Here is a 15017-nt window from a genome sequence, read left to right on the forward strand (position 1 = left end):
GGGTGTGACAAAGGATGCCACCACGGATGTCGCCACGGGCGTGACCGTCACCCTGCGTGAAGCTGCCGGACGCTCAGCCGCCGAGACGTATGCTGAGGTCGGCGGCCCGGGGAGCGCAGAGTCTGGGCTTTCGTCAGCGGAGGCAGCGAATCGGCTGCGGACGATCGGGCCCAATGCTGTGCGAACCCACAAGGCTCGTGTGTGGCCTCTGCTGTGGCAGCAGCTGCGGAGCCCCATCCTCATCCTCCTGTTCGTCACCGCGGCCGTATCGCTGTTTCTCGGGGACGCGGCGAACTCCGTCATCATCGGCGTGATACTCGTCGTCAGCGTAGGGCTCGGATTCGTCAACGAGTTCCGGGCTCAGCTCACGGCCGACTCGCTGCACGACAAGGTCAGGCACACAGTCATCGCTGTGCGAGACGGGCGTGCACAACAGACCGACGTGGTCGACCTGGTTCCGGGCGACGTCGTGCGCGTCTCAGTCGGAACCGTCGTTCCCGCAGACATGCGAGTGCTCGCCAGCAAAGACCTCCTCTGCGACGAGAGCATCCTGACGGGTGAATCGCTGCCCGTAGCGAAAGACCCGGCACCGGTCTCCGGCGACAGGGGAATCGAAGACCTCACATCGTGCCTGTTGATGGGCACGATCATCCAATCGGGCAGTGGCACGGGCGTCGTGATCGCGACCGGCGGAAACGCTGAATTCGGTAAGATCGCGCTCGGGCTCGGAACGAGTGCCCCCGTGACCGAATTCCAGAAGGGCCTCAGCCACTTCTCTGTCTTGCTGCTGCAGGTCGCGATCGTGCTGACGACGTTCATCTTCATTGCCAACGTGCTGCTGCAGCGCCCGATCATCGAGTCTCTGCTCTTCTCCCTGGCCATCGCCGTGGGCATCACACCCCAACTGCTGCCGGCCGTGGTGAGCACGAGCCTCGCCACGGGCTCGCGCATGCTCATCCGCAAGAAGGTCCTGGTGAAGCGCCTGGTGTGCATCGAGGACCTGGGCGACATGGATCTGCTCGTCACTGACAAAACGGGCACCCTGACCGAAGGCACGATCAGCTTCATTGAGGCGCTCAGCGTCGACGAGACCATCACACCGAAGGAGCTGGTCGAGCTCGGCCTGCTCGCCACGGAGGTCGTGGGCCACACCTTCGCCAATCGCACCGGGCCCGGGGGCGAAACACGGCTTACGGATTCGAACCCTGTCGACGTCGTGGGGCTGAACCCGCTCGACGCTGCACTGTGGCTTGCACCGGATGCCCGGGGCAGCGTGACAGGTGCCTACACGCGCCTCGACCTTCTGCCCTTCGACCACGACCGCCGCATGGTCAGCGCGCTCGTCACCGACGCCGACGGCATCACACAAATCGTGTCGAAAGGCTCTCCCGAAGACATTCTGAAACACTGCGTGACAGTTCCTGCACGTGCCCAGGCCGTTCTCGATGCCCAGTACAGCCAGGGAGCTCGGGTCATCGCTGTCGCCCAGCGCGTCGCCCCCGGGCTCGCGGGTGTCGATGCCATCGATGAACACGACCTCACGCTGTCGGGCTTCCTCACGTTTCGAGACATGCCCAAAGCCGACGCCCGAGGCTCACTCGAGCGCCTGGCAATGCTCGGAATCCAGGTCAAGATTGCGACGGGCGACAACGCGATCGTGGCCGAGAAGGTGTGCGCCGATCTCGGGCTCATCTCTGCAGACAGAAAGGCGCGCAACAACAACACAGCCTGCAACAACACAGCCAGCAACAACACAGCCAGCAACAATGCGGGCACCACACTTCTGGGTGAAGACATCGACGCCCTCAGCGATTCAGAACTCGGCGAAGCTGCCCTTGCTGCGACGATCTTCGCCAGGGTCTCACCCGAACAGAAGGCCCGCATCATCACCCAGCTCCGCCACCGCGGGCGCTCGGTCGCGTTCCTCGGTGATGGGGTCAATGATGCCCTGGCCCTGCACCAGGCTGATGTCGGCATCTCCGTCGAGACGGCTGCAGACGTCGCGAAGGATGCCGCCGATGTGCTCCTTCTCGACAAAGACCTGGCGGTACTCGCCGACGGGGTGATAGAAGGGCGTCGGATCTTCGCGAACACGATCAAATACGTGCTGATGGGTACCTCGAGCAATTTCGGCAACATGTTCAGCGCAGCAACCGCATCGGTCGTGCTCCCCTTCCTCCCGATGCTGCCCGGCCAGATCCTGTTGAACAACCTGCTCTACGATTCGGGTCAGCTGGCCATCCCCACCGACCACGTCGACAAGGAGCAACTGCTTTCTCCTTCACACTGGAACATCGCGTACATCCGGCGCTTCATGCTGCTGTTCGGGCCGATCAGCTCGCTGTTCGACTTCGCGACCTTCGCCCTCATGCTCTTCGTCTTCAATGCCTCCGAAGGTGAATTCCGGGCAGGGTGGTTCATCGAATCCATTGCCACGCAGACGCTGATCATCTTCGCGATCCGCACGCGCAGAGTCCCGTTCCTGCGGAGCCGACCCTCGATCGCCCTGGCGGCCGCTTCGCTCGGTGTCGTCGCGCTGGGGATCTGGCTGCCCTTCTCCCCCTTCGCAGGATTCCTCGGTTTCGCAACACTCCCTCCTCCGTTCTTTCTCGTTCTGCTCGGGATGATCGTGGTCTACCTGTTCTTCGTCGAGCTGGCGAAACTCTGGTTCTTCTCCCGGGCCGCCCAGCAGTCGCCGCAGAGGGCGCCGCGAGCACCGCGCCAACACACCCACCCATCCCGGATCTCCCGCCGGGCGGCACGCTTCACGTCGCGCTCGCCCCGGTATTCCTCCAGAAAGCACGATATGATGACTTTATAAAGTCACACATACCGAACACTCAAAACATTCGAACCCAGACCCGATCAGACACAGAGCCGATCAAACCCAGACCCCATTCAAACCCAGACCCCGTTTGAGGAATCGCAGCATCATGTCAACCTTCTCCGTCTCCGAGCGCCCGCTCTATGAAGTCAAGGCGAACCTGTTCAAAGGTCTCGCCCACCCCGTTCGCATCCGGGTTCTCGAGGTGCTCCAGACATCGCCCCATGTCTCTGTCGCCGCTCTTCTCGCCGACACGGGACTGGAGGCCTCGCACCTCTCCCAACACCTCTCCGTATTGCGGCGCCACAACCTCGTGGTCGCCGAACGGCGGGCCAGCCAGGTGTTCTACAGCCTTGCGTACCCCCAGGTCAGCGATCTGCTGTCGGTTGCGAAATCATTGCTCGTCGACATTCTGCAGAACACCCAACTGCGACTCGCCGAAACCGTCAACGAAACAATGGACCGCTGAGATGAACGGCGCTGTGCCCAAAGAAACTGTGCCCAAAGAAGCTGTGCCCGAAGAAGCTGTGAACAAAGAAACTGGAACCAAGGCGACTGGGCCGAAAGCGACTGCGACACAGGCCGTGAAGTACCTCCGCGCACTCCTGCCGAGCTGGAGCGACTATCGCTCCGTCCGTCGCACGTGGCGCGGTGACCTGGTAGCGGGCATCACCGTCGGTATCGTGGCGCTGCCACTGGCGCTCGCCTTCGGCGTGAGCTCCGGCGCAGGAGCCGAAGCGGGCCTCGTGACCGCGATTGTGGCCGGAGTCATCGCCGCCGTATTCGGTGGGTCGAACATCCAGGTCTCAGGCCCGACAGGTGCAATGGTTGTCGTTCTCGGCCCGATTGTCGTCTCGCACGGGGTGGGCGCGGTTGCGGTCGTGGCCCTCATGGCTGGCGTCGTGGTGCTCATCGCCGGGGTACTGAAACTGGGACGGGTGGTCTCGTACATTCCGTGGCCCGTAATCGAGGGCTTCACCCTCGGCATCGCCGTGATCATCTTCCTTCAGCAAGTACCTGCCGCCCTCGGCACAAAGGCCGGCCCGAGCAGCAACGCGTTCGTCTCGGCCTTCGAATCACTGCAGTCGGTCAACCCGGCAACCCTCGGCTATTCGCTCGCCGCTGTCGCCATCGTGGCGGCGATCATGATCGTTGCCCCTCGCATCCACCGCCAGCTGCCCGGCTCACTCATTGCGATCGTCGTCGTATCGGTCGTCGCCAGCGTGGCGGCACTGCCACTCGTTCGCATCGGGGTGCTCCCGAACTCACTGCCCGTTCCGGGGCTGCCGAACATCGACCCTGCCCTTCTCGGCGGACTGGTCGGACCGGCCCTCACCGTCGCAGCCCTGGCCGCAATCGAATCGCTGCTCTCTGCCCGGGTCGCGGCGTCGATCTCCGACACCGGCCCGTACGACGCCGACCGGGAACTCGTCGGCCAGGGGCTGGCATCGATTGCGTCGGGTTTCTTCGGAGGCATGCCCGCCACCGGGGCGATAGCCCGCACGGCGGTCAATGTGCGCTCCGGCGGCAAGACGCGGCTCGCAGCGATCGTGCATGCCCTCGTTCTGCTGGCCGTCGTCTCCCTCGCGACGGGAGTCGTCTCCCAGATTCCGCTTGCCGCCCTCTCTGGAGTGCTGATGGTGACCGCCACGCGCATGGTGTCGATCAGCACGATGCGCAGCGTGCTCACCTCGACACGCTCCGATGCTGTGGTGTTCATTGTCACAGCACTGATTACCGTCTCCTTCGACCTCATCATCGCCGTGGGTATCGGCATCGCGGTCGCCGCGTTCTTCGCCCTCAGGATGCTGGCCCAATCCGGCGGCGTGCATCGCGAAGAACTCCCGCAGCCCTCCCTGCCCGGCGACGAGCGCATCGCCCTGTTCCGCCTCGACGGAGCGCTCTTCTTCGGTGCTGCCGACCGGATGCTCGAACGGGTCAATGCCATCACCAACGTCACCGTGGTCATCATCCGCATGTCGCAACTGCAGGTGCTCGACGCAACGGGTGCCCGGGTGATCGCAGAGATGGTTCACGCGCTCGAGAGCCGCGGGATCACCGTTCTGATCAAGGGTATCCAGCCACAACACCTGAAACTCGCGACGCAGGTCGGTGTCATCAGCTCGCTGAGGCACCAGAACCACCTCTTCAGCGACATCGACTCCGCCGTTGCCCACGCCAGGGATCATGTCAATCGGGCCGCAACCAGCCAGGTCGATCATCCGGTGCCGTAGAATGGATACCCCCTAGGGGTATCACCCGAGGCAGAAAGTGAAGGATCTGTTCATGGACGACAACCAGCACATCATCGGGTCGAACAACACAGTCGGTGTGAACACAGTCGGTGTGAACACAGTCGGTTTGAACACGGTCGGTGTGAACACGGTCGACTCGAAGACGCTCGACTCGCAACAGTTCGACGTCACTGGCATGACCTGCGCGCATTGCGTTGCCAGCGTGACGGAGAAGGTCTGCGAGCTGCCCGGTGTGACGAACGTGACTGTCGAGTTGCACCCCGGACAGGTTTCGCGGGTCGTCGTGGCCACCGATACTCCCGTCTCCTCAGACGCCATCTCGCGCGCTATCGCCGAGGCCGGATACGCAGCGGTTGCCAGCTCCTGATCATGCCTGACGTTGGAGCCACCGCAGGCGTCGACAGCGCAGACGTCAGCACAGACGTCAGCCTCGACATTGCAGGGATGACGTGTGCCTCGTGCGCCACTCGCATCGAACGCAAACTGAACCGCATCGACGGCGTCGAGGCGAGCGTGAACTATGCCACCGAGAAGGCTCGTGTGCACGCCCAGGGCGTGCAGACGTCGGCACTGATCGAGACGTTGATCACGGCCGTGCACGACGCGGGGTACACGGCAACGGTGCCGGCACCGCCTCCGGCCGCTCGAGCCGCCCGCAGGCTGGCTGATTCGGGCGAAGGCTCTGGCAGTGACGTCTCTGGCAGTGACGTCTCCGGCAGCAAAGGCTCCGGCAGCAATGGATCCGGCGATGTCTCAGGCATCGAAGATCTTCCAGCACCGCGCGACCGGGCGACAGAGGAGCTACGACACCGCCTCATCGTGTCGACAACTCTGACGGTGCCGGTGGTTCTGCTCTCGATGATCCCGATCCTGCAGTTCACCAACTGGCAGTGGCTCGCGCTCACGCTTGCAGCGCCGGTCGTTGTGTGGGGTGCCTGGCCGTTCCACCGCGCCGCGCTCCTCAATGCCCGCCACGGCGCATCCTCGATGGACACGCTCGTGAGCGTCGGTGTGACTGCCGCGTTCGGGTGGTCTCTTTATGCGCTCTTCTTCGGCACGGCCGGCATGCCCGGCATGCACATGACCTTCACTCTTCTGCCCGGCGCGATTGGTGGGGCAGGTTCTGGCGTGGATGAGATCTACCTCGAAGTGTGCTCGGCCGTGACCGTCTTCCTGCTCGCCGGGCGGTACATGGAGGCCAGAGCGAAGAGACAATCGGGTGAAGCGCTTCGTGCCCTGCTCGAACTGGGTGCCAAAGATGCGAGCCTGCTCCGCGACGGTGTCGAAACACGCGTTCCCGCAGCCTCCCTGATGGTGGGCGACACGATCGTCGTTCGCCCGGGCGAGAAGATCGCCGCTGACGGCCTCATCACAAGCGGCTCCAGCGCAGTCGACCTGAGCATGCTCACCGGCGAATCCGTCGCAGCCGAGGTCTCGGTCGGCGATCGGGTCGTCGGCGCCACGGTCAACGTCGGTGGTCGGCTGGTGGTCGAAGTGACGCGGGTGGGAGCCGACACGGAGCTCGCGCGCATCGGTCGACTCGTCGAGGATGCTCAGACTGGGAAAGCAGATGCCCAGCGACTTGCCGACCGTGTCTCTGCCGTGTTCGTCCCGATCGTGTTCGGCCTCGCCCTCGCAACCTTCGTGGGCTGGCTGCTCGTCGGGGGCACGCTGACGCTCGCCTTCACAGCGGCCGTCGCGACACTGATCATCGCCTGCCCGTGCGCCCTGGGACTCGCCACGCCGACGGCTCTGCTCGTCGGCACCGGCCGGGCGTCGCAGTTCGGCATCCTCATCCGTGGACCTCAAGTCCTCGAGCAGACCCGCACTATCGACACCATCGTTCTCGACAAGACGGGCACGATCACCACCGGGAAGATGGGGGTCACCTTCGTGACGCCCAGTGCCGGTACCCCGCGGGAAGAGCTGCTGCGGAACGCCGCGGCCGTCGAACTCGGGTCAGAGCATCCGGTCGCGAGAGCCATCGTCGACTTCGCTGCGGCCGAGAACACGCCTGCGGTGGCAGACAAATCACCAGAATCGTTCCTGTCGACACCCGGCCAGGGAGTCCAGGCGATCGTCGGCGACACGCTGGTTCTGGCCGGCAAGGCAGGCTGGTTGACCGACTCGTGGGCCATCGTGCTGCCCGCTGACGCTGCAGAAGCAATCACCGACGCAGAATCGTCGGGCGTGACGGTCACCGCACTTGCCTGGGACGGCGAGCTTCGCGGGATCATCGGTGTGCGTGACACGGTCAAATCGTCGAGCGCTGAAGCAGTTCGCCGGTTCGGCGCGCTGGGGCTGCGACCGGTGCTTCTGACGGGCGACAACGCCGGCGCGGCCGCCGCCGTTGCCGCCGAAGTGGGCATAACCGACGTCCATGCCGGTGTCACACCGCAGCAGAAGCTGGCTGTGATCAGACAGCTGCAATCAGAGGGTCGGGTGGTGGCGATGGTCGGTGACGGCGTGAACGACGCTGCCGCACTCGCCGCCAGTGACCTGGGGATCGCGATGGGCGCCGGAACCGACGCAGCCATCGCCGCCAGTGACATCACCGTTGTGAGCGGAGACCTCCTCGTGGTCGGCGACGCAGTGCGGCTCGCCAGGCGCACCCTGGCCACCATCAAGGGCAACCTGTTCTGGGCTTTCGCCTACAACATCGCAGCGATACCGCTGGCAATGCTGGGCCTGCTGAACCCCCTGCTGGCCGGCGCCGCCATGGCATTCTCTTCGGTGTTCGTGGTGACCAACAGCCTGCGACTGCGACGGTTCACCCCCTTGCCGAAACCCGTAGGCGACCAGCACTGAGACAAGCACTGAGTGGTGCGCCACACGGATGGGCTCGCGCGGGTAGGCTCACAGCCATGACGACTCTCGACGGTGCTGTGGTTCTCGTGGTCGGAGCATCGGGTGGATTGGGTTCACGGCTTGCGTCGCGTCTCACGGCGGCCGGTGCCATCGTGATTCGCGGTGCGCGGAACCCACAGACGCTCGCCGGCCCCGATGCCTATCTCGCCGACCTCACCTCTCCCGGGTCCGCGGCAGCACTCCTTCTCGCGGCAGAGCAGGCATACCCCGAGCATCTCGACGGCGTCGTGATCGCAGCCGGAGCCGTGGCTTTCGGGCCGATCGGCGAACTGGCAGACGACACTCTCGATGAGCTCCTCGCGATCAACACCGCCGCTCCCATTCGCCTCATCCGCGGCGCAATCCCCCGGCTGGCGCAGTCAGCGGCAGCCGGCCGCAAACCGTTCATCGTCACGATCAGCGGCATCGTCGCCGAATCCCCCACGGCAGGAATGGCCGCGTACTCCGCGTCGAAGGCAGCGCTCGCGGCGTTCGTCCAGGCTGCATCGCGCGAGTTGCGGCGGTCGGGCATCCGGGTCATCGACGCCCGACCGGGGCACACGGAAACTGGCCTTGCCGCGCACCCGATCGCCGGTACCGCGCCAGCGTTCGCACCGGGCCTGGATGCTGACGCCGTCGCCGAGCGCATCATCACGGCGATCACAGAAGACGAGAAGGACTTGCCGAGCACCGCATTCTGAGGCGCTCGTCATCAGTACAGGTTCACGGCGCCAGTCACTCCGAGGGTCAGCGTGCGGCCGGGCCGATACTCGCGCGCCTCGGCGGTGGCGAGCGTCACGGCTATCGTCAGAGCATTCTTCGCGTCTGCGCCGCCGACGACTGCATAGCCAGCGTCAGTGCCAGGATTCTGAGATGCCGTTTCAGCATGTAGGCGCAGAACCAGCTCGACATGATCGCCCGCGTAGTGCGCCCCGACAATTGTGGCGTTCGGTGACGGTGTGTCGAAGTGCGCAGTCAACTGGCTCGGCCGAATGAGCGCGCGGGCCGCGCGACCCGTTCCGGACCGGTGATCGTGCCGCACCGGAATCTCGCCGAGCGCACACGATACGACCCCACTGCTTGCGCTTGAGTCTGAGCGTGAGCGTGCGCTTTCGAATACTGTGCAGGGCAACAGCACCGCCTCGCCGAGGAACATCGCCGTCTCCGCTGTCACCGGGCTGTCGAAGACGTCGACCGGGGCTCCGGCCTGCACGATCGTTCCGCCCGAGATGACAGCGATCTGCTGGCCGAACGACAAAGCCTCCTCCTGGTCGTGCGTCACGAGGATGGTCGTGACCGCGCTGGCCTCGAGAGCGGCGATGACGGCCTGCCGTGTCTGGGCCCGAAGCCCGGTGTCCAGGGCACTGAATGGCTCATCGAGCAGGATCACCGAGGGCGAAGGAGCAAGCGCCCTCGCCAGAGCAACCCTCTGTTGCTGGCCGCCAGAGATCTCATGCGGATACCTGCTGAGCAGCTCAACGTCGAGGGCGACGAGTTCTGCAACCTCGCGGATGCGATCACGGGCCTCGGCACTCCGAGATGCGCGGCCAGTGCGGGCAACGCGACCAGCGTGAGACAGCCCGAAACTGATGTTCTGCTCCACGGTGAGGTGCGGAAAAAGGGCGCCGTCCTGCGCCACATAACCCACACCCCGGCGATGCGCGGCAACGAAGGTGGATGACCGTGAAGCTGAAATCATAGGAGCACCAGCACCAGCACCAGCACCAGCACCAGCACCCACAGCCGCAGCCGCAGAGACAACGGTGTCACCGAGGGTGATCCGGCCAGCATCCACACGGTCGAAGCCCGCAATCAGGCGGAGGAGCGTGCTCTTGCCACTGCCCGAAGCGCCGACGATCGCCGTGCGTGAACCTGCGTCGACGGTGAGTGAAAGGTCGCGTAAGACGGAATTGCCGCCGAGTGTCTTGCAGACACCCGAGATGGTGAGTGAGGTCAACGGCGAGCACGCTTTCGGGATTGGGCGAACAGGATGGCGACGGCAGGAAGGGAGAGCGCGATCAACAGAACAGCGTAGGGGGCGGCGTCAGCGTACGCGACGGCCGACGTCGAAGACCAGAACTGCGTCGCCAGCGTGCGTGTTCCGTTCGGCGCCAACAGGAGCGTGGCCGTCAACTCATTGGCAGCCCCGAGCGCGACGAGGGCCGCCCCCGCACCGACCGACGGGGCGATGAGCGGCAAGGTCACGCGCAGGCGAGCCATCAACGGCGACGTGCCGAGTGACCGCGCGGCCTCCTCGAGGGCGACGGGCGCCTGCGCAATGCCCGCCCTCAGGCTGACCAGGGCGCGCGGCAAGAAGATGATGACGTAGGCGAGCATCACGGTGAACGGGGTCTGGTAGAGCGCGGGCACCAGCCTGATCGTCACGGTGACGAGCGCGAGGGCGATGATGATCGCCGGAAGGCTGCTCGCCACATATGTCGCGCCTTCGAGGAGTCGAGAACCCCGGCTCGGGTGCCGCACCGAGAGCCAGGCCACGGGCAACGCGAGCACAACCGTTGCGATCGCTCCGCCACCGGCGAGAACGGCCGTCTGGATGATCGCCCCCGGCAATTCGCGCTGACCCCACGCATCACCCACACTGAGCCACCTCGCAAGACTCGCCAAGGGCACCCCGAGCGCCAGGATCGCAATCGCCGCGAGCGCCGCGAGGGCTACCGGTGCCGATCTTCCGAGCTTCAGCAGCGGGGCAGGGTGCGCCGCGCCCGAACCCACGCGAGCGTAGCGGGCACGACCCCTGGTCGACGCTTCGACGACGAGCAGCACCAGGCAGATCACAGCGAGCACTCCCCCGAGCGCGCTGGCGGCGGGACCTGCAAACGTCGACTGGTACTGCACGACGATGGCCGTCGTGAAGGTGTCGAAGCGGATGAGCGCGAAGGCCCCGTACTCCGAGAGAAGGTGCAGGGCGACGATGAGGCCACCGCCCCAGATCGCCAGTCGTAACTGCGGCAGCACAACCCTCGTGAAGACCCGCCACGAGCCGAGGCCGAGAGAGCGTGCCGACTCCTCCAGTGCCGGGTCGAGCCCCCTGAGAGTGGCCGCCGCCGGGAGGTAGACGAGGGGGTAGTACGCCAGGGTGGCAATGAGCAACCCGCCACCGAGCCCGCCGATAGACGGTACCGCGCTCACCCAGCCGTAACTGCTCACAAAGGCGGGAATTGCCAGCGGCAGAGCCAGGAGCACCGCCCACACTCGCCTCCCGGGAAGCGTGGTTCGCTCGACCAGCCACGCGCCGCCCACACCGAGGGTGATGCAGAGCGGGACTCCGAGCAGAACCAGCAGCACGGAGTTGACGAGCAACTCGCCGACCTTGGGCCGGAAGACGAGCGGCGCCAGGGTGGGCCAGCCCACCTGGAAGACGATCGAGACCACATAGGCCACCGGCACCAGCATGACGGCGGCAATCACGCACACGAGCACCACGAGCAGTATCGGGGGTCGCTGGCCAGAGGGTCGGTGGCCAGAGGGTCGCTGGCCAGCGCTTCTACCCGATGGTGGATGATCGCCACGCTGCTTTTCGGGCAACCCTGGCCGATCGACGCTCGTTGTAGACAACGAAACCTCTCTTTAGGTGCCCATTCACTCTAGGCCTTCGCCGGTTGAGCCCCGCGAATGAATCCCGCTCGGTGATCCTGACTCGATGAGCCCGGCTTATGAGCCCGGCTGGATGAGCCCGGCTGGATGAGCTCAGCTAGATGAGCTCAGCTAGATGAGCCCGGCCTTGGTCATCAGGTCGGTCACGTCTGAACTGTTCAGTTTCGAAGGATCGATGGTTGGGGCATCCAGAGTCTCGAGCGCTGGCAGTGCGGGGTTCGGCGTCACGTCGCTACCCACCGGGTACTCGAAACTCGTGCCGCTCTGCAGGATGCCCTGGCCGGTCTTCCCGGTGATGAACTTCAGGAACGCCTGTGCTGCAGCCTGGTTCTTGCTCGATGCGAGCACCCCTCCGCCTGAAACGCTGACGAACGCCCCGGGGTCGGAGTTCTTGAAGTAGTACAGCTTCGTGTTACCGCTGTTCTCCTTGGTTCCGGCCTGGTCGATGAACCAGTAGTAGTGGTAGATCACTCCGAGCGGCACTTCACCGGCATTGACCGCCTTCATCACGGTGCTGTTGCCCTTGTACTCGCTGACGTTCTGCTTCATGGCCGTGAGCCACGCGAGTGTGGCGTCAGAGCCCTTCTCCGCCAGGAGTGCCGAGACGATCGCCTGGAAGTCGGCACCGCTCGGCGACGCGGCCCAGCGACCCTTCCACGACGGGTCGGCGAGGTCGAGCAGCGACTTCGGCAGCTCGGCCTCGGTGATGAGCGAGGGGTTGTAGACGACAACGGTGGATCGAGCCGCGATTCCCGTCCATTTGCCGGTCGACGGCTGGTAGGCCGTCGGCACCTGCGCCAGGGTGGCCGCGTCGACCGGAGCGAACAGCCCGGCGTTCTCGACAAGCGACATCGACGGCGAGTTCTCGGTCAGGAAGACGTCTGCCGGCGACGCAGACCCCTCAGCGACGATCTGGTTGCCGAGCTCGGAATCATTGCCATTCCGAAGCGTGATCGTGACGCCGGTCTCCTTGGTGAACTCGTCGGCCCACGCTTGGGTGAGCTCCTCGTGCTGCGCGTTGTACACCGTGAGGTTCGTACCAGAGAGATCACCCGCTGTACCGCTGGAACCGGCAGTGGAGCCAGTCGCGCCCGCGCACCCCGAAAGAACAATCGTCAGAGCCAGCCCCCCGGCTCCGAGGGCGAGTGCAGAAAAGGGCAGGCGTCTCATGGGGTCCTCTGGTTCGGGTGCTGCTGCGGGTATGAGGTAAGCCTAACCTAAGTCGCAATCCGAGCCAAAGCGCCCGGGATGATCGGGGCCGGGATCCCCAGACAATTCACACTCGGGATTCACACTCGGGATTCACACTAGAGTTGCGCGTGTGTTGCTCTGGTTCGAAAGACACCCCCGCGTCGCCGATGCGGCGATAGCCCTCGGCGCCCTCGTGATGCTCGGCGCAGCAGACCTGATTCGCGGCGGAGTCTCGGCGTTCCTGACAACCGTCATCTTCGCCCTGTCCGCGTTCTTTTGGCGACGGATGCCCGGGCTCGGCCTTGCGGTCGCCTGGATCGGCGCTCTCGTGCAGATCACCACCGTGGACGGCCTGCTGGCAGGCGACCTGCTCATCCTTGCCGCGGTGTTCGCGACCGGCCTGGCACAGAACCCGGGAGTTCGGTGGGCTGGGCTCGCCTCAAGCGTGCTCGGAGGGGCGATCGCCGGGGCACGGCTCGTGCTGTTCGCGCCGAGTGACCGCGCACCGATTCTCGAAGACCCGTTCTACCGGGGCGTCTACTTCGTTGTCGCCAGTGCGGTGATCGCGGCAGCGCTCGCGCTGTTCTGGGCCCTCGGAGTGCTGGTTCGAAACCGCCGCGCGCAGTCGCGCCAACGCTCTGATCGACAGCGGGAACGAATCCTGAGCGAGGCGCGCCTGGCCCAGGAGCGCGAACGCGCGCTCCTCAGCCGGGAGATGCATGACCTCATCGGACATGCCCTCGCTGTCGTCATCGCACAATCCGACGGCGCCCGGTACGCGAAAGTCGCTGATCCCGAAGCCGAGACCAAAGCCCTCGCGACCATCAATCGCGCCGCCCGATCCGCGCTCGAAGACGTACATGAACTCCTCACTGTGCTGCGGGAACCGGGTGATGCAACGCGCTCCGGCCCCAAGGCTGCCGATCTGGATGCGCTCGTCTCGACCGTGCAGCAGGCCGGTCTCGACATCGTCGTCAGCGAAACGGGAATTCGGGTGCCCCTCTCTGCAGCACACGAACTCGCCCTGTTCAGAGTGCTGCAGGAATCCCTGACAAATGCCCTCAAACACGGCGGCCGCGGCACCCATGTCGACGTCACACTCGACTGGCAGATCGACCGTGTACGCTTCGGTGTACTCACGACCGAGAATCCGCAGGCGGCCTCAGCAAGCATCGGCGGCGAGTCACATGGCGAGCCATACGGCGAGTCACGCGGCGAGTCACGCGGTGACTCACTGGTGGGTAACGTGGCTGGGCACAGGGCCGGCGACGGGGCGGGTTACCGGGCGGGCCAGGGATTGATCGGAATGACGGAACGCATGCGACTCCTCGACGGTTCGGTGATCGCCGTACCTCGCGACGACATCGCCGGGTTCCGGGTCGAAGCCGAACTGCCGTACAAGTCGAACGCGATTCCCGCGCCTGGGGCCGCCGGATGACCGACCGACCCATCCGTATCGGGCTCGTCGACGACCAGCCGCTGTTCCGTGCGGGCATCGCCATGGTGATCAACTCGCAATCCGACCTCACCGTCCTGTGGGAGGCCTCTGACGGATCAGAAGCCGTCACCCTCGTCGGGCGCGTGCCCGTCGACATCGTGCTCATGGATCTCGAGATGCCCCGAATGGGTGGAATCGAAGCCATTCACGAGGTGTTCCGCACCGCGCCCGATCCCCACCTCATCCCGCGCTTCATTGTGCTGACGACCTTCGATCTCGACGACAAGACCTTCGAGGCCATTGACGCCGGCGCGAGCGGATTCCTGCTGAAGTCCACCGAACCCGAGTTCCTTCTCGCCGCCATCCGCACAGTGCATTCCGGAAACGCCGTTCTCGCCCCCAGTGCAACGGCGAACCTGGTGAGAAGGTTTGCCGCGCCGCGCGAAGTGGACCGCGACGATGCACTCGCACTCCTCACTCCACGGGAGAAGGATCTCTTCGACCTCGTCGCCGCGGGGCTGAGCAATGCCGAGATTGCTGCGGCCCTGAATCTGAGTGAAGCCACCGTGAAGACCCATGTGAGTCGCATTCTGGGCAAGCTGGCCCTCCGCGACCGAGTTCAACTGGTCATCTTCGCGTACCACAACGGGCTTGTCTGAAGGGCTTGTCTGAAGGGCTTGTCTGGAGGGCGTGTCTGAGGCGGGCATGTCTGAGGGGGCGTGTCTGAGGGGCTTGCTTCGCAGGGCAAAGCGACGGTCTCGCCAGTCGCGCCAGTCGCGCCGGTCGCGCCAGAACATCGGGGCCCACTCATTGCCCAGAGCTGTCATCACAGCGATGTACAGACTTC

11 protein-coding genes are annotated in these 15017 nt (G+C 65.0%); 8 read left to right on the forward strand and 3 right to left on the reverse strand.

Features of this window, described 5'->3' with window-relative positions:
• The first annotated feature begins 4 nt into the window (after positions 1 to 4).
• The 6 genes from mgtA (at position 5) to KPL76_RS13990 (ending at position 8627) form a co-directional block, all read left to right on the forward strand.
• A complete protein-coding gene (mgtA, locus tag KPL76_RS13965) occupies positions 5 to 2821 on the forward strand; it encodes a magnesium-translocating P-type ATPase (RefSeq protein ID WP_253202063.1) in 2817 nt (938 codons plus the stop codon).
• 112 nt (positions 2822 to 2933) lie between these two features.
• Positions 2934 to 3293 (forward strand): metalloregulator ArsR/SmtB family transcription factor, encoded by a 360-nt coding sequence (locus KPL76_RS13970; protein ID WP_216334128.1) that lies wholly within the window; start codon positions 2934 to 2936, stop codon positions 3291 to 3293.
• 115 nt (positions 3294 to 3408) lie between these two features.
• A complete protein-coding gene (locus KPL76_RS13975) occupies positions 3409 to 5058 on the forward strand; it encodes a SulP family inorganic anion transporter (RefSeq protein ID WP_253202266.1) in 1650 nt (549 codons plus the stop codon).
• A 52-nt stretch (positions 5059 to 5110) separates the two neighbouring features.
• A complete protein-coding gene (locus KPL76_RS14825) occupies positions 5111 to 5446 on the forward strand; it encodes a heavy-metal-associated domain-containing protein (protein WP_253202064.1) in 336 nt (111 codons plus the stop codon).
• A 2-nt stretch (positions 5447 to 5448) separates the two neighbouring features.
• Positions 5449 to 7887: a cation-translocating P-type ATPase gene (locus KPL76_RS13985; RefSeq protein WP_216334130.1), complete on the forward strand. Its 2439-nt coding sequence runs from the start codon at positions 5449 to 5451 to the stop codon at positions 7885 to 7887.
• Positions 7888 to 7943: 56 nt separating this feature from the next.
• A complete protein-coding gene (locus KPL76_RS13990) occupies positions 7944 to 8627 on the forward strand; it encodes an SDR family oxidoreductase (protein WP_216334131.1) in 684 nt (227 codons plus the stop codon).
• A gap of 11 nt (positions 8628 to 8638) precedes the next feature.
• On the opposite strand, the gene KPL76_RS13995 is transcribed toward KPL76_RS13990, so the two are convergent.
• The 3 genes from KPL76_RS13995 to KPL76_RS14005 form a co-directional block, all read right to left on the reverse strand.
• On the reverse strand, positions 8639 to 9883 hold the full coding sequence (locus KPL76_RS13995; RefSeq protein ID WP_216334132.1) for an ABC transporter ATP-binding protein: 1245 nt from the start codon (positions 9881 to 9883) through the stop codon (positions 8639 to 8641).
• A complete protein-coding gene (locus KPL76_RS14000) occupies positions 9880 to 11340 on the reverse strand; it encodes an iron ABC transporter permease (RefSeq protein ID WP_216336544.1) in 1461 nt (486 codons plus the stop codon). Before KPL76_RS14000 ends, KPL76_RS13995 begins: the two co-directional genes overlap by 4 nt.
• 312 nt (positions 11341 to 11652) lie before the next feature.
• Positions 11653 to 12711: an iron ABC transporter substrate-binding protein gene (locus KPL76_RS14005; protein ID WP_216334137.1), complete on the reverse strand. Its 1059-nt coding sequence runs from the start codon at positions 12709 to 12711 to the stop codon at positions 11653 to 11655.
• Positions 12712 to 12862: 151 nt separating this feature from the next.
• Between KPL76_RS14005 and KPL76_RS14010 the strand changes: the two genes are divergently transcribed.
• Together KPL76_RS14010 and KPL76_RS14015 are read left to right on the forward strand one after the other, a co-directional pair.
• Positions 12863 to 14170 carry a sensor histidine kinase gene (locus KPL76_RS14010; RefSeq protein WP_216334139.1) on the forward strand — a complete coding sequence of 436 codons (1308 nt, stop codon included), beginning with the start codon at positions 12863 to 12865 and terminating at the stop codon, positions 14168 to 14170.
• The gene (locus KPL76_RS14015) at positions 14167 to 14829 is read left to right on the forward strand and encodes a response regulator transcription factor (RefSeq protein WP_216334141.1); all 663 of its coding nucleotides are present in this window, start codon (positions 14167 to 14169) and stop codon (positions 14827 to 14829) included. Before KPL76_RS14010 ends, KPL76_RS14015 begins: the two co-directional genes overlap by 4 nt.
• Positions 14830 to 15017 lie beyond the last annotated feature (188 nt).

The sequence above is a fragment of the Subtercola sp. PAMC28395 genome, from assembly GCF_018889995.1.
Classification (GTDB): domain Bacteria; phylum Actinomycetota; class Actinomycetes; order Actinomycetales; family Microbacteriaceae; genus Subtercola.